Origin of the sequence: Cellulosimicrobium sp. NPDC057127 (assembly GCF_042670945.1) — a bacterium.
Lineage (GTDB): Bacteria > Actinomycetota > Actinomycetes > Actinomycetales > Cellulomonadaceae > Cellulosimicrobium.
In genome coordinates this window covers 27,220-45,089 of the sequence record NZ_JBHUUP010000001.1, presented here as the reverse complement: position 1 = coordinate 45,089, position 17,870 = coordinate 27,220, and the positions used below count along the sequence as shown (strand labels likewise).

Genomic DNA, 17,870 nt, shown 5'->3' with positions numbered 1-17,870 from the left:
GCTACCGCGTCGGTGCCGCCGCGACCCCGTGCGGCAGGACCTCGTAGCGGTCCGGGCGCGCCGTGAAGGACCCGCGCCCGCCCGTGAGGGAGCGCAGGTCGAGGACGTAGCGCACGAGCTCGGCCTCGGGCACGAGCGCGTCGACGACGACGCGGCCGTCCGGCAGGGAGCCGGTGGCGGTGATGTGCCCGCGCCGGCCCGAGAGGTCGCCGAGGACGTCGCCCTGCGCGTCGGCGGGCACCGTGACGGTGACGGCCGAGACGGGTTCGAGGACGACGGTCCCGGCCGCCGCGAGCGCCTCGCGGAGCCCGGTCGCGCCGGCGGTGCGGAACGCCATGTCGGAGGAGTCGACGGAGTGGGCCTTGCCGTCGTAGACCTCGACCCGCAGGTCCACTACCGGGTACCCGTGGGGGCCGCCGGCGGCCATCGCCTCCGTGACCCCGCGCTCGACGGCGGGCAGGTACTGCCGCGGCACGGACCCGCCGACGACGGCGTTGACGAGCTCGAACCCGGCACCGCGCGGCAGCGGGGCCACGCGCAGCTGGACGACGGCGAACTGCCCGTGACCGCCGGACTGCTTCTTCAGCCGGCCCTCGGCCTCCACCGTGCGGGTGATCGTCTCCCGGTACGCGACCTGCACCGGCTCTGTCGTCACGTGCACGCCGAACGAGCGCTCGAGCCGTTCCAGCGCGACGGCGAGGTGGGTGTCCCCGAGCCCGCCGAGCACGGCCTGGGCGCCGGTGAGGTCGACGTGCAGCGTCGGGTCCTCCGCGACGAGCCGGGCCAGGGACGCGGAGAGCTTGTCGTCGTCGGGCTGGGACACCGGTCGCAGCGCCTGCGCGTACACGGGCGGCCGGTCGGGCAGCGCCCGGGCCGAGACGGGGCCCCGGCGGCTCCCCAGCAGGGCGCCCGTGGTCGCGGCGCCGAGCTTCGCCGCCGCGGCGACCTCGCCCGCCACCACGCGCTCGACCGCGACGTGCTCGCGGCCGCGCAGGCGGAACAGGCCGTGCACGCGGTCCTCCGCGCCCGTGGCGACGTCGACGAGCCGGTCTCCGCTCGCCACGGTGCCCGACAGCACCTTGAACACGGACACCTGGCCGACGTACGGGTCGACGACCGTGCGGAACACCTGCACGAGCGTGTCCCCGCCCGGGTCGGCCACCACCTCGGTGGTGGACGCGCCGTCCTGCCCCGCGCCGTCGGGCAGGAGGACGACGGCGGGCCGGTCCGCGGGCGAGGGTCCGAGCTCGCACACGAGGTCCAGGGCCCGGTCGACGCCCACGCCCGTGAGGCCGGACGCGAGCAGCACGGGCACCGCCTCGCCGTCGCGCACCTCCTGGGCGAGCGTGCGCTCGAGCTCCGCGACGCCGGGCTCCTGCCCGGACAGGTAGGCCTCGAGCTGGTCGTCGTCGTGCGTGACGATGTCCTCGACCACCTGGTCGTGCAGCGCGTGCTCCTCGTCGCGCACGTCGCCGGGGACGGCACCGTCGTGGCCGTGCCAGTGGAGCTGCCCGTCGCCGTCGTACTCGCGGGCGCGCTCGGCGAGGACGTCGGCCACGCCGTGCAGCGACTGCTCCTCGCCGAGCGGGAGCTCGAGCGGGACGAACGCGGCGGCGAACGTCGAGCGCAGCTCGTCGAGCACGGTGCGAAAGCTCGCCCGGGCCCGGTCCTCCTGGGAGACGAGGACGAGGCGGGGGATCCCCGCCTCGTCGCACAGCCGCCACACCTCCTGCGTCCCGGAACGGACCCCGTCGACGGCGCTCACCACCACGACCGCGAGGTCCGCGACCGCGAGGGCGGCGTCGACCGCGCCCACGAAGTCCGGCGAGCCCGGCGTGTCCAGCAGCGTGACGCGGTAGGCCTCGCCGTCCGTCGCCGTCCAGTCCAGGTGCGCGACGCCGAGCGCGACCGAGATCCCGCGCGCGACCTCCTCGGGCTCGTGGTCGCACACGGTGGTGCCCTCCGTGACCGAGCCGGGCCGTGCTACCGCGCCGGCGCGGTGCAGGAACGCCTCGGCGAGCGTCGTCTTGCCCGCCCCGCTGTGCCCGACGAGCGCGACGTTGCGCACCGCTCGCGGCGCCGCGCGGGGTCCCGTGCGCGGCCCCCCGGTGGACGACGTCGACGTGCCCATGGCTGCCTCCCTCGGCTGCCTCCCGGCGGACGGCGTCCGCCGTCACCCCAGGCTAGTGACGACGGAGCCATCCCGCTCGGGTCGGAGGTCACAGGACGCGGTCCGCGTAGGTGCGCAGCGCGTCCCGCACGAACGTCGCGCCCTCGACCCCGCCGTAGTTCTTCGCGAACCGCTCGTCGGCCACGTACATGTCGCCGAGCCCGACGACGTACTCCTTGACGGGCGCAGCGCCCGCGCCCGGCGTTCCCGGGACGCTGCCGAGCCACTCGACGTGCCGGCGCGCGAGGTCCTGCGCCTCGTCGGACGCCGGGTCGACGCCCGCCTCCGCGGCCGCCGTCCAGTCCGCGTGGAGGCGCGCGACCTGGTCCTTGAAACCCTGCTTGTCCGCGTCGGACAGGCCGCGCCACCAGGCGTCGCCGCGCGCGTACGCGTCGGCTCCCCAGCGCTCCGTGACCTCGGCCTCGTACTGCGTGTGGTCGAACCCGTCGAACATGTCGTCCGCCATGAGCTCGCCACCTCCTTCCATCGTCGTGATCGTCCGTTCGACCGACGCGATCTGCCGCGCCAGCCGCCGCCGCTCCGCGCGCAGCCACCCCAGGTGGTGCCGCAGGGCCGCCACCTGGGCGTCGCGCTCCCCGGTCCCCGTGCCCGACGACGCGGGCCCGTCCGGGCCGTCGAGCGCGTCCCTGATCGCGGGCAGACCGAGCCCGAGATCACGCAGGAGCAGGATCCGCTGGAGCCGCACGAGGGCGTCCGCGTCGTAGTGGCGGTAGCCGTTCGACGCGACCCGCGTCGGGGCGAGCAACCCCACGGCGTCGTAGTGACGCAGGGTGCGGCTCGTCGTGCCGGCGAGGCGCGCGACCTCCTGGATCGACCAGTCGGCCGTGCCCGTCGTCGTGCTCATGTCTTCCCTCCTTCCCGTCCTCGTACCGCGCGGTGCGGCAACGACGACCACGGTAGAAATTGACGCTACGTCAAGGTCAACCCCCGCAGCCCGTGCGCGCGTGGCGGGCACAACCGGTGCGGCGTAGCGTCGAAGACAGCGGACCGAAGGGGTGCGAGCGACTGCGGAGGCCACCATGGCCACGACGGACCGGGTGCGGCAGCACTACGCGGGCGCGGACCTCGCGGAGCGCATCCTCGCCGCCGCGTCGGCCGGGGGACCCGTCGACGTCGGGTCGCTCGCGCCGTACGACCAGCTGCACGTCGGAGGCGCACCCACCACCCTCCACCTCCTGCGCCTGCTCGGGCTCGAGGCCAGGACCGCCCTGCTCGACGTCGGCTGCGGGCTCGGTGGTCCGGCGCGCATCGCCGCGGACCGCTTCGGATGCCCGGTCACCGGTGTGGACCTCAGCCCGGACTTCGTCGCGGCAGGTAGCGTCCTGACCGAGCACGTCGGGCTGTCGCACCTCGTGCGCCTCGAGGTGGGCGCCGCCGAGCAGCTCCCGTGCGAGGACGCGTCACAGGACCGGGCGATGATGATCCACGTCGGCATGAACGTGCCGGACAAGACGGCGGCGTTCGCCGAGCTGCACCGCGTCGTGCGCCCGGGAGGCCTCGTCGGCGTGCACGACCAGATGCGGGTCGGGCCCGGCGAGCTGACCTTCCCGCTCCCCTGGGCCGTCGACGCCGAGACCTCGTTCGTCGAACCGCCGTCGGCCTACGAGGACGCGCTGTCCGCGGCGGGCTTCGCGGTGCTGCGCGTGGAGGACCGGCGCGCCGACGTCGCCGAGCGGGCCGACGAGCACGTGGAGCGCGCCGTCGTCTTCGGCGCGACGTTCCTCGACCGCGTCGCGAACCTGGTGGCCGCCGCCCGCGGCGGCGTGGTCGCGCCCGTGGTCGTGGTGGCGTGCGCCTGACGGTCAGTCAGTCGCCGGGCGACGGCGTGGGGGCCTCCGGGCGCGAGCGTCGGCCGAGCAGGAAGCCGCCCGCGAGACCGAGGAGGAGCGCGCCCGCCGCCGCGAGCAGCGCGGACAGCCCCGGTGAGTAGGCGCCGACGGGGGAGAACGTCGTCTCGGACAGCGGCGCGTAGGCGAACCATCCGAACGACAGCGGCCGGCTGGCGAGCCACGCGGCGCCGCCGAGCAACGCGACGCCGACCACGACGAGGACGACCAGCACGACCGTCGCACCGCGCGGTCGACGGAACCGGGGCAGCGGCGGCGGTGGAGGTGCGTTCACGCCGGTCATCGTGGCGGGTCGCGGCGGCTCGGGGCAAGCGCCGCGGGACGCTCGGCCCGCTACTCGCCGACGGCGCCGTCGATCGCCTCGCGCAGCAGGTCGGCGTGCCCGTTGTGGCGCGCGTACTCCTCGATCATGTGGACGAGCACCCAGCGCAGGTTCCACCGCTCGCCCGTGTGCGGGTCGCGGCGCACCGTGGGCTGGTCGAGGCCCCCCTGGGCGAGCGCCGCGTCGAGGACCGCGTCCGACGCCGCGACGGCGCGGTCGAACAGCGTGCGCAGCTGCTCCGGGGTGTCGTGCGCCGCGCTGTGCCAGTCCCAGTCGCGGTCGGACGACCAGTCGGCGGTGTCGAACGGCGCGATGAACGGGTTGCCGACGAGGACCACGGAGAACCACTGCGACTCGACGTACGCGAGGTGCTTGAGCATCCCGCCGAGCGTCATCGTCGACGGCGCGAGCGACGTGGCGAGCTCCACGGCGCCGAGCCCGGCGGTCTTCCAGCGCATCGTGTCGCGGTGGAAGTCGAGGAAGCCTCGCAGGGTCGTCACCTCGTCGGCGGCGACGGGCGGGTCGGTGCGCGTGTCGGCCATCGGACCGGTGTGAGGGTCGTTCGTCACCCCGAGACCGTACCGACCCCACGGGCCGCCGGTCGACGCGGTTGCCGGGCGCCGTGGAGGGGGACTCGCGGCGGGACCTTGGTCCTCACCTGCCGAAGATCCGCGCGTCGAGACCGACACGCCGTCGCCCACTAGATATGGTGGCGTCGCCGCGTTTTCGACCCCACATGTGGGGACGGCGGGCCCCGTCCGCAGTCCCCTGCGGGCGGCGACCAGGACTCGGTGGGCAGAGGGGGGCGAGAGCGATGAGCACCATCGAGCTCGACCGAGCACGACCGGGCACGACCGAAGACATCACGGACACCGACGGCACCACGGGCACCGCGGGCACACCGTTGCCGGAGGTCCTCAAGCGCGACGGCCGGCGCCGGCCGTTCGACGACGGCCGCATCCGCGCGGCCGTCAGCAAGGCCTTCACAGAGGTGCACGGCGAGCCGACCGCGACGCACCGTCGTCGCGTCGCCGAGGTGGTGGACCGCGCGTGCGCGGAGATCGCGGCACGGTTCGGGCGCACGGTGAAGATCTACGAGGTCCAGGGCGTCGTCGAGCACGTGCTGCTGGAGTCGCACGAGTACGACGTCGCCCGCGCGTACATCGACTACCGCGTGCGCCGCGACATCGACCGCGCCCGGGCGACGGACCTCAACCACTCGATCGTGCGGCTGCTCGACAGGGACCAGGCGGTCGTCAACGAGAACGCGAACAAGGACAGCGAGGTCTTCAACACCCAGCGCGACCTCACGGCCGGCACCGTCGGCAAGGCGATCGGCCTGCGCATGCTGCCCCCGCACGTCGCGAACGCCCACCAGAAGGGCGACATCCACTACCACGACCTCGACTACCACCCCTACGCGCCGATGACGAACTGCTGCCTCATCGACTTCCGCACGATGCTCGCGCACGGGTTCCGCATCGGGAACGCCCAGGTGGAGCCGCCGCGCTCGATCCAGACGGCGACGGCCCAGATCAGCCAGATCATCGCCAACGTGTCCTCCAGCCAGTACGGCGGGTGCTCGGTCAACCGGATCGACGAGCTCCTCGCCCCGTACGCCGAGAAGAACCTCGCGAAGCACCGCGCCGACGCCGAGCGCTGGATCCGCGACGTGGACCGGCGCGAGGAGTACGCCCGCGAGAAGACGCGCAAGGACATCGAGGACGCGATGCAGAGCCTCGAGTACGAGATCAACACCCTGTTCACGTCCAACGGGCAGACGCCGTTCACGACCGTCGGGTTCGGCCTCGGCACGGGCTGGCTCGAGCGCGAGATCCAGCGCGCGATCCTCGAGATCCGCATCCGCGGGCTCGGCAGCGAGGGCCGCACGGCGATCTTCCCCAAGCTCGTCCTCGCGCTGCGCCGCGGCGTCAATCTCGAGCCCGGCGACCCGAACCACGACCTCAAGCAGCTCGCCGTCGAGTGCGCGACGAAGCGCATGTACCCGGACGTGCTGTCGTACGACAAGATCGTCGAGCTCACGGGGTCGTTCAAGGTCCCGATGGGCTGCCGCTCGTTCCTCCAGGGCTGGCGCGACGAGAACGGGGAGGACGTCGTCGAGGGCCGCATGAACCTCGGCGTCGTCACGCTGAACCTCCCGCGCGTCGCGCTCGAGGCCGACGGGGACGTCGACACGTTCCGGCGGATCCTCGAGGAGCGGCTCGAGGTCGTGCACGACGCGCTCGCCTTCCGCGTCGAGCGCTGCCGGCAGGCGACGCCGGGCAACGCGCCGATCCTCTACGTGCACGGCGCGTTCGGGCAGCGCCTCGCCCCGGACGACGACGTCGACCGCCTCTTCCGCGACGGCCGCGCCACCGTGTCGCTCGGCTACATCGGTCTGTACGAGGTCGCGGCGGCGTTCTTCGGCGGGGCGTGGGAGCAGAACCCGGAGGCGAAGGCGCTCACGCTCGACGTCCTGCGGACGCTGCACGCGCACGCGGCGCGCTGGACGCAGCGCCTGGGGTACCAGGTCAGCGTCTACGCGACACCGAGCGAGAGCCTCACCGACCGGTTCTGCCGCCTCGACAAGGAACGGTTCGGCGCGGTGCCCGACATCACGGACAAGGACTACTACACGAACAGCTTCCACTACGACGTCCGCAAGAACCCGACGCCGTTCGAGAAGCTGGACTTCGAGGCCGAGTACGCGCCGTACACGTCGGGCGGTTTCATCCACTACTGCGAGTACCCGGTGCTCCAGCAGAACCCGAAGGCGCTCGAGGCGGTGTGGGACTACGCCTACGACCGTGTCGGCTACCTCGGGACGAACACGCCCATCGACCGCTGCTACGCGTGCGGGTTCACGGGCGACTTCGAGCCCACGGCGCGCGGCTTCGCGTGCCCCGGGTGCGGCAGCACCGACCCGCGCACGTGCGACGTCGTGAAGCGCACGTGCGGCTACCTCGGCAACCCGCAGCAGCGACCCATGGTGCACGGGCGCCACGTGGAGATCTCCTCGCGCGTCAAGCACCTGGCGGGTCCGACGTCGCTCACCGCGGGCGACCGCGCGTAGGCCGCGCCGTGCCGAGGGAACCCGGGCCGGGCTGGCGCTCGGAGCGCGTCAGCCACGGGTACGTCGCCGACTACAAGCCGTTCGTCATGGTCGACGGCGAGGGCGTGCGCTGCGCGCTGTACGTCAGCGGGTGCCTGTTCGCCTGCGAGGGCTGCTTCAACGAGGCGGCGTGGAGCTTCCGCTACGGGCGCCCGTACGACGACGCGCTCGAGGACCGCGTCCTCGCCGACCTCGCGCACCCCGCCGTGCAGGGCCTGTCCCTGCTCGGCGGGGAGCCGTTCCTCAACACCGGCGTGTGCCTGCGCCTCGTGCGCCGGCTGCGCGCCGAGCAGGGCCGCGCCAAGGACGTGTGGTGCTGGACGGGCTGGACCGTCGAGGAGCTGCTCGACGGCCCACCGGACCAGCGCGCGCTGCTCGACGAGGTCGACGTGCTCGTCGACGGCCGGTTCGAGCTCGCGCGTCGCGACCTCACGATCGCGTTCCGCGGCAGCGCCAACCAGCGCGTGCTCGACGCACGGGCGTCCGTCGCGACCGGCCGTGCGGTGCGGTGGGCGTGCCCGACCGACACCTAGCACCGCCGAACCCGGGGTTGCGCGCCACGTCGGAGCGCTGGTGGCGCACGACCCCGGGTTCGGCGGGGTCAGACGGTGCGGCGCGTGCGCCGGATGCCCACCCACAGCCCGACGGCGCACGTGATCGCCGCCGCGACGAAACCCCAGAGGACGTCGGCGTCGAACCGGCCGGCGAGCAGCGCACGCTCGGCGTCGACGATGTACGTCAGCGGGTTGAACAGCGCCGCGGTGCGCATCCACGCCGGGCCGGCCTCGAGCGGCAGCATCATCCCGGAGAGGATGAGCAGCGGGAACAGCAGCGACTGCTGCACGCCCCAGAACAGCCATTCGCGGTTCTTCGCCGCGAGCGCCAGCGCGATGGACAGCGCGCCGACGCCGATCCCGAACAGGCCGAGCAGCGCGAGCCCGACGAGCAGGTGCAGCGGGTACAGCGTGAACCCGAACGGGATGCACACGAGCGCGATGAGCAGGCCCTGGACGACGAGCGGCGCGAACTCCTTGAGCGCACGCCCGACGAGGATCGCGGAGCGGTCGAGCGGGGTCGCGAGGACACGCTCGTAGGAGCCGGTCATCATCTCGTAGAGCAGGTTCGAGCCGCTCATGGAGGTGCCGAACAGCGAGATCATGACGATCACGCCGGGCACGAACCACTGGAGCGTCTCGGCGGTGCTGCCCCCGCCGCCGGGCGCTCCCCCGCCGAAACCGCCGACGGCGCCGGTGAGGAGCGGTCCGAACAGCCCGAGGAAGATCAGCGGCTGGAGCAGCGAGAAGATGAGCGTGAAGGGGTCGCGCAGCACGAGCAGGATCTCGCGCGTGAACACCGCCCACGTGTCGGCGAGGAACTTCGCGGCGCCGGTCCGCAACGCGGTGTCAGCACCGGAGCTCTCTGTGGTGGGCTGTGCTGCTGACAGGTCGGTCCTGGTCATCACGCCGCCTCCTCGCGCAGGCTCCGGCCGGTGAGGTTGAGGAACACGTCGTCGAGGCTCGCCTGCCTGAGCGCCGCCGTGCGGGCGACGAACCCGCCGACGCGCAGCGCCTCGATGGCCTCGGGCAGCCGGTCGGCGCCGTGCGTCGTGGAGATCCGGACGGCGAGCGCGCCGCTCGCGCCCGTGGTCACCTCGACCTGCTCCGCGTCCCCGGCGAGAGCGGCGCGGACGTGCGCGACGTCGTCCGGTCCCGCCGCGGCGTCACCGCTCGCGGGGACCACGGTGAGGGTGATGACGTCGTCGGCGTGGTCGCGCTTGAGGGCGTCCGGCGTCGCGTCGGCGATGATCTCGCCGTGGTCGATGACGACGACGCGCTCGGCCATGCTGTCCGCCTCGTCGAGGTAGTGGGTGGTGAGCACGATGGTCATGCCGTACCGCTCGCGCATCGCCGCGATGTGCTCCCACAGGTTGGCGCGCGCGTGCGGGTCGAGCCCCGTCGTCGGCTCGTCGAGGAACAGCAGCGGGGGGTGGTTCATGAGCCCGAGCGCGACGTCGAGCCGGCGGCGCTGGCCGCCGGACAACGACTGCACGGTGCGCTTCTCGAGGCTCGCGAGGTCGAGCGCCTCGAGCAGCGTCCGCGCCCGCTGCTCGTACTCCGCGGGCGGCAGGCCGTAGAAGCGGCCCTGGTTGTGCAGCTCGTCGAGCACGCGGTAGGAGTACCCGCCGCCGTTGCCCTGACCGATGAAGCCGATGCGCGAGCGCACGTGCGCCGGGTGGCGCGCGACGTCGTACCCGGCGACCTCGGCGGTGCCGGCCGTGGGCTCGAGGAGGCTCGTGAGCATCCGCAGGGTCGTGGACTTGCCGGCCCCGTTGGGCCCGAGGAAGGCGACGAGCTCGCCCTCGCGGACGTCGACGTCGATGCCCTTGACAGCCTCGACGACTTCTTTCTTGCGGTGGAAGGTCTTGGTCAGACCACGGGCTCGGATCACCGGAACACACCTCTCGTGCCGCGCTGCGCTGCTGGACGGTCGGGACGCCGGCGCACCCGTCGTACGCCGTACCGGAAAGGACGGTCCACGCTAACATACGGTGTACGGGAATGGATAGGTCTCTTCCACGGCCGAGCGCCCGACCGGCGAGAGCACCGGAGGATCGGGGAGGATGCGCACGTGACCCACCGCAACGACGAGCACGCCGACCCCACCACGGACGCCCCGGCACCCGAGGGCCGCCCGCGCGGCGTCGTGGCGGCCGCCGAGGCCGGCGTGGCGAGCGCCGTCGCGGCAGCCGAGCACGCGCGCAGCAACCTCGGCGACGTCGTCCGGACCCCCGAGGTGACACGCCGCCTCGCGCTCCTGTGGGACCCGCCCGCCCCGGCGACGCGCGGACGCAAGGCCCGGCTCACGCTCGACGACGTCGTGCGCGCCGGCACCGCCGTCGCCCAGGAGGGCGGCCTCGACGCGCTGTCGATGCGCCGCGTCGCGACCGAGCTCGGCGTCGGCGCGATGTCCCTGTACACCTACGTGCCCGGGCGCACGGAGCTCGTCGACCTCATGGTGGACCGCGCGTACGCAGGCCTCGACCTGCCGCGCGCCGGTGCCCCGTGGCGTCCTGCGCTGTCGCAGTACGCCCACGAGATGTGGCGCCTGTACCTGCGCCACCCCTGGATCCTGCAGACCAACATGTGGCGCGCTCCGCTCGCCCCCCACGTGCTCGACGCACAGGAGGCCGGGCTGCGCACGATCGTCGACACCGGGCTGAGCGAGATCCAGGTCGTCGAGATCCTCGGCCTCGTCGACAACTTCGTCCAGGGGCTCGCCCGGGCCACGATCGCCGAGTCCGCCGAGCAGGACGCGACCGGCATGGGCACCGACGAGTACTGGACGACGATGAGCAGCTTCTGGGAGGACTGGTTCGACGTCGAGCGCTATCCGACGATGACGCGCATCTACGTGGCCGGCGGGTTCGACGCCCCCCAGGGCCCCCTCGACGCGAGCCTCGAGCGCCTGCTGGACGCCATCGAGATGGCGATCGACCGGGCGCAGAACCCCACGTCGCCCGGGTGAGCCCCCGGGGCTGACGAGCGACCGCCGCCCTGGCAGGATCGAGCCATGGACCCCCGCGCCGGCACGCCCGCCCAGCCCAGCGACCTCATCGACGTCGACGCCGTCGTCAGCGCCTACTACGACCTCGCCCCCGACGTGGACGACCCCGCGCAGAAGGTCGCCTTCGGCACGTCCGGCCACCGCGGCTCGAGCCTCGACCACGCCTTCAACGAGGCGCACATCGTCGCGATCACCGCCGCGATCGTCGAGTACCGCCGCTCGCAGGGCACCGACGGCCCCCTCTTCATCGGCCGCGACACGCACGCGCTGTCCCTCCCGGCGTGGCAGACGGCGCTCGAGGTGCTCGTCGCGGCCGGCGTCGAGACGTTCGTCGACGCGCGGGACTCCTTCACGCCGACGCCCGCCGTCTCGCAGTCGATCCTGCTGCACAACGGCGCGGCGACGACCGACGGCGTGCGCACCTCGGGCCCGGGGCTCGCGGACGGGATCGTCGTCACGCCGTCCCACAACCCGCCGCGCGACGGCGGGTTCAAGTACAACCCTCCGCACGGCGGCCCCGCGGGCTCCGACGCGACCGGCTGGATCGCCGACCGCGCCAACGAGATCCTGCGCTCGGGCGTCGCGAGCGTGCGCCGGGTCCCCCTCACGGAGGCGCTCGGCTCCGAGCACGTGCACCGCCACGACTTCCTCACGACGTACGTCGACGACCTCGCGAACGTCCTCGACCTCGCGGCGATCCGCGAGGCCGGCGTGCGCATCGGGGCCGACCCGCTCGGTGGCGCATCGGTCGAGTACTGGGGCGAGATCGGGGAGCGGTACGGGCTCGACCTCACGGTCGTGAACCCGCAGGTCGACCCGCGCTGGTCGTTCATGACGCTCGACTGGGACGGCAAGATCCGCATGGACTGCTCGTCCCCGTACGCGATGGCCTCGCTCGTGGAGCGCATGACGGGCGCGGGCGAGCAGTCGCCGTTCGACGTCGCGACGGGCAACGACGCCGACTCCGACCGCCACGGGATCGTCACGCCCGACGGCGGGCTGATGAACCCGAACCACTACCTCGCGGTCGCGATCGAATATCTCTACGGCGGCGCGCGGGGCGGCTGGCGCGACGACGCGGCGATCGGGAAGACGCTCGTGTCGTCGGCCTTGATCGACCGCGTCGCCGGCGGGCTCGGCCGCCGCCTCGTCGAGGTGCCCGTCGGGTTCAAGTGGTTCGTGCCCGGCCTGCTCGACGGTTCCGTCGGGTTCGGCGGCGAGGAGTCCGCCGGGGCGTCGTTCCTGCGCACGGACGGCCGCGTGTGGTCGACCGACAAGGACGGCCTGCTCCTCGCGCTGCTCGCGTCGGAGATCATCGCGACGACCGGGAAGTCGCCCTCGGAGCACCACCGCGCGCTCGTCGAGCGCTACGGCGAGTCCTGGTACGCGCGCGTCGACGCGCCCGCGACGCTCGAGGAGAAGGCCACGCTCGGCAAGCTCTCGCCGGAGCAGGTCACCGCGACCGAGCTCGCGGGCGAGCAGATCACGGCCAAGCTCACGAACGCGCCGGGCAACGACGCCGCGATCGGCGGGCTCAAGGTGACGACCGAGAACGCGTGGTTCGCCGCCCGGCCGTCGGGCACGGAGAACGTCTACAAGATCTACGCCGAGTCGTTCGTCTCGGAGCAGCACCTCCAGCAGGTGCAGGCCGAGGCCAAGGACGTCGTCTCGGCGGCGCTCGGCGGCTGACCCGGCCGTCCGCCCTGGCAGCGGCCGCGCCGCGAGGTAGAGGCTTCGGCCGCGAGGTAGAACCCCCAGCGCTCTACCTCGCGGCCCAGGCCTCTATCTCGGCGCGAGCGGTGGTCAGCGCGAGCCCTGGCGGGCCTCCCACGTCTCGGTCGCCACGCGCTGGGCGTCGCGCAGGGCGCGGGCCGGGTCGACCCCCTTGGGGCACACCTGCGTGCACGCGCCGATCTGGATGCACGGCCACGCGCCGAACTCGGTGTCGAGCACGTCGGCGCGCTCGAGCTCGCCCCTGTCGCGCGAGTCCTCGTCCCAGCGGCGCGCCGTCGCGACCACCGCCGGGCCGAGGAAGTCCGGCGCCACGTCGAGCTGCGGGCACGCCGCGTAGCAGAGCATGCAGTCGATGCACTGCGCGAAGTCGCGGAACGCCGCGAGCTCGCCCGGCGCCTGGGTGTGTCCCGACGTCGGCGGGGCGTCGTCCGCGAGCGGGAGCCGCGTCGCGCCGTCGGGCACGAGCCACGGCTTCACCGCGGCGAGCTTGCCGACGAACGTGTCGGTGTCGACCACGAGGTCGCGCAGCACCTCGGCGTGCGCGAGCGGGTCCACCACCAGGCCCGACGCCCGGAAGCCGCGCACGAACGTCTCGCACCCCAGGACGGGGCGGCCGTTGACCATGACGCCGCACGAGCCGCAGACCCCCATCTTGCAGGACCACCGGAACGTCAGCGTCGGGTCGGCGTGGTCCTTGACCCACTGCAGCGCGTCGAGCACGGACGTGCGGTCGTCGAACGGCACGTCGAAGACGTCGCGCCGCGCCGAGCCGTCGGGCTCCTGGCGCGCCACCTCGAGCCGCACGGTCTGCGGGCCCTCGGCCTGGTCGTGGACGATCTGCTCGCTCACGCGTCCCCTCCCCCTGCCGAGAACGACGTTGATGTCGTCACGGGCCGCATTCCGGCAGCAACCTCGTGCTCGGCGCCCGGCGGGGCGCCGACGGGCGCGTGCGCGATCGTCATCGAACCGTCCGCGCCCAGCGTCGCGAGCGCGTGGAGCGGTACGTCGCCGGCGTCCGGGAAGTCGAGGCGCTGGTGCGCGCCGCGCGACTCCTCGCGCGCGAGCGCGCCCGCGACGGCGGCGTGCGCGACGAGCAGCGTCGCACCGAGCTCGACCGTCGCCGCCCAGTCCGTGTTGAGCACGGTGCTCGTGTCCGCGACGTGCACGTCGGCGTACCGCTTGCGCAGCTCCTCGACCGTCGCGAGCGCGCGCCGCAGCCCGTCGGCGTCGCGGAAGATCCCCGCGTCGGCGTCGAGCACGCGCCCCAGCTCGGCGCGGATCGCGGCGGGCGGCTCGGTGCCGCGGCCGCGCATCGCCAGGTACCGGTCGGCGACGTCGGCGGCACGATCCACGACGGCCGGGTCGACGCCCGCCCCTGCGCCGGCGTTCCTGTCCGCGAACCCGGCCTCGCGCGCCCGCGCGAGCGCCGCCTCCCCCGCCGCCCGCCCGACGACGAGCGTCTCCACGAGCGAGTTCGACCCGAGCCGGTTCGCGCCGTGCAGCCCCGTCGACGCGCACTCGCCCGCGGCGAACAGCCCGCCCACCTCGGTCGCGCCGCGCGCGTCGGTCCGGACGCCGCCCATCGTGTAGTGCGCCGTCGGGCGCACGGGGACGGGGTCGCGCGCCGGGTCCACCCCGGCGAACTGCTTCGCGAGGCCCGCGACGAGCGGCAGGCGTTCGGCGATGCGCTCGGGCCCGAGGTGCCGCAGGTCGAGGAGGACGACGCCGCCGTCCGGCGTGGGGATCGTGCGCCCGTCGCGGTCGGCCCGCCAGAACGCCTGCGACAGCCTGTCGCGCGGCCCCAGCTCCATCGTGCGCGGCACGGGCGACCCGACGGGCGTCTCGGGCCCGAGTCCGTAGTCGGCGAGGTAGCGCCGGCCGTCGGCGTCGAGCAGCACACCGCCCTCGCCGCGCACGGCCTCGGTGAGCAGGATGCCGCTGCCCGGCAGGCCGGTCGGGTGGAACTGGAGGAGCTCGAGGTCGCGCAGCGGCACACCGGCACGCAGGGCCATCGCCATGCCGTCACCCGTGACGATGCCCGCGTTCGTGCTCGTGCCCCACGCGCGCGCCGCACCGCCCGTCGCGAGCACCACGGCCGGCGCGGCGAGCAGCAGCGGCTCCCCGCGGTGCTGGTCGTGCACGACGACGCCCCGCACCTGCCGGTCCCGCGCGCCGTCCCCGGTCCCGGCGCCGTCGGTGACCACGAGGTCGAGCACGTGGTGCTCGTCGTAGCGCCGGACCACCCCGCCGTCGCCGGAGTACCGCAGCGACGTCTGGAAGAGCGTGTGCAGGAGGTGGAAGCCCGTCCGGTCGGCCGCGAACCACGTGCGCGCGCGGCTCATCCCGCCGAACCGGCGGACCGCGGGGTGGCCGTCGTCGGCCCGGTTCCACGGCATGCCGTACCGCTCGAGCCGCCACAGCTCGCCCGCGGCGCGCTCCACGACGAACCGGACGGCGTCCTCCTCGCACAAGCCCGCGCCGCCCGCCAGCGTGTCGGCGACGTGCTGCTCGAGCGAGTCGTCGTCGCCCACGACCCCGGCCGCGCCGCCCTCGGCCGCGACCGTGTGCGAGCGCATCGGGTACACCTTCGACACGAGCGCGACGACGGGCGGCCGCGCGTGCGCCGTCGCGTCGCGCCCCGCCGCCTCGGCGATCGCGAGCGCCGCGCTGAGCCCCGCGGCGCCACCGCCCACCATGACGACGTCGGCGTGCTCCACGCGCAGGCGCGTCACGGGCGGGTCCCGTCGTCGGGGGCGGTCACCGGCGTCGGGGCAGGCGTCATACCGGAAGGGTCCCCGTGACCGGCCCGGCGCGCAACGGCCGAACGTCCCGACGAGGGGCCGGCGTCAGCGCCGGACGAGGTCCTCGTACTCGCGGTGCCGCGCGAGGTACGCCTTGACGAACGGGCACAGCGCCACGACGCCGCGACCGGACGCGCGCACCTGCTCCAGCGCCCCCGCGACGAGCGCGGAGCCGACGCCCTGACCCTCGTAGGCCGGGTCGACCTCGGTGTGCGTGAAGACGACGTCGCCGTCCTGCACCACGAACTCGGCGAAACCCGGGACGGTCCCGTCCGGCAGGCGCGCCTCGAACCGGTCCTCCGTCTCGACGACCTCGACCGTCTGCGGGTCTGCGTTCTCGCTCATGCCGACATCGTCCCCGATCCACCCGCCCGGTGCGACACTATGGCCGTGGCGCAGGACCCCTCCCCTCCACCCGACGCACGGGAGGGCGACGCCGTACCCGCGTCGCGCAACCCGTACCGCGCCGTCCTCGCGGTGCCGGGCGCGTGGCGGTTCTCCGCCGCCGCCCTCGTGGCCCGCCTGCCCATGTCGATGGTGGGGATCGGCACGATCCTCATGGTCCAGGGCATCTACGGCGAGTACGCGCTCGCGGGGCGCGTGGCCGCCGTCCTCGTGGTCGTGCAGGCGATCTGCTCGCCGCAGATCGCGCGGCTCGTCGACCGCAAGGGCCAGCGCACCGTCATGCTGCCCCTGCTCGCGGCGACCGTGCTGGGCCTGGGCGGGCTCGTCGTGTGCGCGACGACGCGCGCGCCCGAGTGGACGCTGTACGCGACGGCCGTCGTCGCGGGGGCGACGCAGGGCTCGTACGGCTCCATGGTCCGCGCGCGCTGGACGCACGCGCTCGACGACCCGCGCCGCCTGCACACCGCGTACTCGCTCGAGGCGGCGCTGGACGAGCTCGTCTTCGTCGTCGGGCCGGCGCTGGCGACCGTGCTGGCGACGCTCGTGGCCCCGCCGGCGGGGCTCGTGGTGCCGCTCGTCGCGGTGACGGTCGGCGGACTGTGGTTCCTCTCCCAGCGCGCGACCGAGCCGCCGACGTTCACCGTCGAGCCGGGCGTGCGCACACGGTCCGCGCTCCGGGCACCGGGCATGGTGGTGCTCGCGCTCGTGTTCGTGGCGATGGGCGTCGTGTTCGGCGGGACCGACGTCGCGACCGTCGCCTTCGCCGAGGACGAGGGCGCGCCCGCCGTGGCCGGCGTGATCCTCGGCGTCTTCGCGCTCGGGTCCTGCCTGTCCGGCCTCGCCTACGGCGCGCGGACCTGGGTGTCGCCGCTGTGGCGACGGTTCGTCGTCGGGATCGTGGCGCTGGGCGCCGGCGTGAGCCTCTTCCTCGTCGTGACGTCGCTGCCCGTGCTCGCGGCCGTGATGTTCGTGACGGGCTTCGCCATCGCGCCGACGCTCATCAACGGCAACGCGCTCGTCCAGAACCTCGTGACGCCGCGCCAGCTCACCGAAGGGCTCGCGTGGGTCGGCACGTCGCTCGGCGTCGGCGTGTCGATCGGGTCGTCCGTCGCCGGGTCGCGGATCGACGCCGCGGGCGCGCACGCGGGGTTCGAGGTCGTCGTCGCGGCCGGGGTGCTCGCCGTCGTGCTCGCGGTCGCGGCGCTGCGCACCCTGCGGCGGCGCGCGGTCCGCCAGGACGTCACGCCGGCGGGCTAAGCGCCCGACGACGTCCGCTCAGCCGGACGGCGCCGTCGCGTCCGGGGTCTCCGCGAGCTCGCGCGGACCGTCGTCGCGCAGGTGAGCCCGTTCGCCGTCGTGGTCGAAGATCGTGAGGATCTCGACGGGACCGCCGTGCGCGCCGAACGAGTGCGGCACCATCGTCGAGAACTCGGCGGCCTGCCCCTCGTGCACGAGGATGCGGCGGTCCGCCAGGAACAGGCACGCGGTGCCCGTCAGCACGGTGAACCACTCGTGCCCGGGGTGCACGCGCTGGCGGTCCGGCCCGGACGGGTGCTCGGGCGTGAAGCGCATCTTCGCCACGGTCTTGCCCCCGCGGTCGCGCGACAGGAGCCACGTCGTGACGCCCTCCCGGTTGCTGGGCTCGGGACGGATGACGACGTCCTCGTCGTCGACCGGCTCGACGAGCTGGTCGAGCGTCGTCCCGAGCGCCCGGGCGAGCGGGACCAGCTGGTCGAGCGCGATGCGGCGACCGCCCGTCTCGATCCGGCTCAGCGTGGAAGCACTGAGGTAGCACCGCGCCGCGAGGGCGTCGAGCGTCCAGCCGCGGGCGAGCCGCAACCCGCGGATGCGCTGGCGGACGATCGCGTCGAGGTCAACTTCTTGCGTCATGCGC

The 17,870-nt window shown here is 74.0% G+C and carries 16 protein-coding genes; 6 read left to right on the top strand and 10 right to left on the bottom strand.

The genetic code is table 11. The annotated features are described in order from the left end of the window. Position 1 precedes the first annotated feature (1 nt). Complete coding sequence (locus tag ACFTZA_RS00190; protein WP_378189470.1) at positions 2-2,131, bottom strand: elongation factor G; 2,130 nt, start codon at positions 2,129-2,131, stop codon at positions 2-4. 88 nt (positions 2,132-2,219) lie between these two features. Next, entirely contained in the window at positions 2,220-3,035 is an 816-nt protein-coding gene (locus ACFTZA_RS00185; protein ID WP_378189468.1) for a MerR family transcriptional regulator, read from the bottom strand. A 175-nt stretch (positions 3,036-3,210) separates the two neighbouring features. Between ACFTZA_RS00185 and ACFTZA_RS00180 the strand changes: the two genes are divergently transcribed. Then, positions 3,211-3,990 carry a class I SAM-dependent methyltransferase gene (locus ACFTZA_RS00180; RefSeq protein WP_378189466.1) on the top strand — a complete coding sequence of 260 codons (780 nt, stop codon included), beginning with the start codon at positions 3,211-3,213 and terminating at the stop codon, positions 3,988-3,990. Between the two features lie 7 nt (positions 3,991-3,997). Here ACFTZA_RS00180 and ACFTZA_RS00175 read toward each other — a convergent pair whose 3' ends face one another. Next, positions 3,998-4,312 (bottom strand): hypothetical protein, encoded by a 315-nt coding sequence (locus ACFTZA_RS00175; RefSeq protein ID WP_378189464.1) that lies wholly within the window; start codon positions 4,310-4,312, stop codon positions 3,998-4,000. A gap of 59 nt (positions 4,313-4,371) precedes the next feature. Then, positions 4,372-4,902, bottom strand: a complete 531-nt coding sequence (locus ACFTZA_RS00170; RefSeq protein ID WP_378190062.1) for a DinB family protein — start codon at positions 4,900-4,902, stop codon at positions 4,372-4,374. A gap of 272 nt (positions 4,903-5,174) precedes the next feature. On the opposite strand from ACFTZA_RS00170, the gene nrdD reads away from it, so the two are divergent. Both nrdD and nrdG read left to right on the top strand, forming a co-directional pair. Then, positions 5,175-7,433, top strand: a complete 2,259-nt coding sequence (gene nrdD, locus ACFTZA_RS00165; protein ID WP_378189462.1) for an anaerobic ribonucleoside-triphosphate reductase — start codon at positions 5,175-5,177, stop codon at positions 7,431-7,433. A gap of 8 nt (positions 7,434-7,441) precedes the next feature. Beyond that, positions 7,442-8,005: an anaerobic ribonucleoside-triphosphate reductase activating protein gene (gene nrdG, locus ACFTZA_RS00160; protein ID WP_378189460.1), complete on the top strand. Its 564-nt coding sequence runs from the start codon at positions 7,442-7,444 to the stop codon at positions 8,003-8,005. 68 nt (positions 8,006-8,073) lie between these two features. Here the strand turns inward: nrdG and ACFTZA_RS00155 are convergent, their stop codons facing one another. Together ACFTZA_RS00155 and ACFTZA_RS00150 are read right to left on the bottom strand one after the other, a co-directional pair. Then, on the bottom strand, positions 8,074-8,931 hold the full coding sequence (locus ACFTZA_RS00155; protein WP_378190060.1) for an ABC transporter permease: 858 nt from the start codon (positions 8,929-8,931) through the stop codon (positions 8,074-8,076). Beyond that, on the bottom strand, positions 8,931-9,920 hold the full coding sequence (locus ACFTZA_RS00150) for an ABC transporter ATP-binding protein (protein ID WP_378189458.1): 990 nt from the start codon (positions 9,918-9,920) through the stop codon (positions 8,931-8,933). Before ACFTZA_RS00150 ends, ACFTZA_RS00155 begins: the two co-directional genes overlap by 1 nt. A 180-nt stretch (positions 9,921-10,100) precedes the next feature. Between ACFTZA_RS00150 and ACFTZA_RS00145 the strand changes: the two genes are divergently transcribed. Next, a complete protein-coding gene (locus ACFTZA_RS00145; RefSeq protein WP_378189456.1) occupies positions 10,101-10,997 on the top strand; it encodes a TetR/AcrR family transcriptional regulator in 897 nt (298 codons plus the stop codon). 45 nt (positions 10,998-11,042) lie between these two features. Continuing rightward, positions 11,043-12,725 (top strand): phosphoglucomutase (alpha-D-glucose-1,6-bisphosphate-dependent), encoded by a 1,683-nt coding sequence (gene pgm / locus ACFTZA_RS00140; protein ID WP_378189454.1) that lies wholly within the window; start codon positions 11,043-11,045, stop codon positions 12,723-12,725. Positions 12,726-12,839: 114 nt separating this feature from the next. Here pgm and ACFTZA_RS00135 read toward each other — a convergent pair whose 3' ends face one another. From ACFTZA_RS00135 to ACFTZA_RS00125, 3 genes are all read right to left on the bottom strand, one after another. Continuing rightward, the gene (locus tag ACFTZA_RS00135; RefSeq protein ID WP_378189451.1) at positions 12,840-13,619 is read right to left on the bottom strand and encodes a 2Fe-2S iron-sulfur cluster-binding protein; all 780 of its coding nucleotides are present in this window, start codon (positions 13,617-13,619) and stop codon (positions 12,840-12,842) included. Continuing rightward, complete coding sequence (locus ACFTZA_RS00130) at positions 13,616-15,502, bottom strand: FAD-binding protein (RefSeq protein WP_378189448.1); 1,887 nt, start codon at positions 15,500-15,502, stop codon at positions 13,616-13,618. The genes ACFTZA_RS00135 and ACFTZA_RS00130 overlap by 4 nt, the downstream gene beginning before the upstream one ends. A 114-nt stretch (positions 15,503-15,616) precedes the next feature. Further along, positions 15,617-15,916, bottom strand: coding sequence for a GNAT family N-acetyltransferase (locus tag ACFTZA_RS00125; protein WP_378189446.1), 300 nt, complete (start codon positions 15,914-15,916; stop codon positions 15,617-15,619). Between the two features lie 45 nt (positions 15,917-15,961). Here ACFTZA_RS00125 and ACFTZA_RS00120 point away from each other — a divergent pair, with 45 nt between their 5' ends. Next, positions 15,962-17,233, top strand: a complete 1,272-nt coding sequence (locus tag ACFTZA_RS00120) for an MFS transporter (protein WP_378189443.1) — start codon at positions 15,962-15,964, stop codon at positions 17,231-17,233. A gap of 18 nt (positions 17,234-17,251) precedes the next feature. On the opposite strand, the gene ACFTZA_RS00115 is transcribed toward ACFTZA_RS00120, so the two are convergent. Beyond that, on the bottom strand, positions 17,252-17,866 hold the full coding sequence (locus ACFTZA_RS00115; RefSeq protein WP_378189441.1) for a helix-turn-helix domain-containing protein: 615 nt from the start codon (positions 17,864-17,866) through the stop codon (positions 17,252-17,254). Positions 17,867-17,870 lie beyond the last annotated feature (4 nt).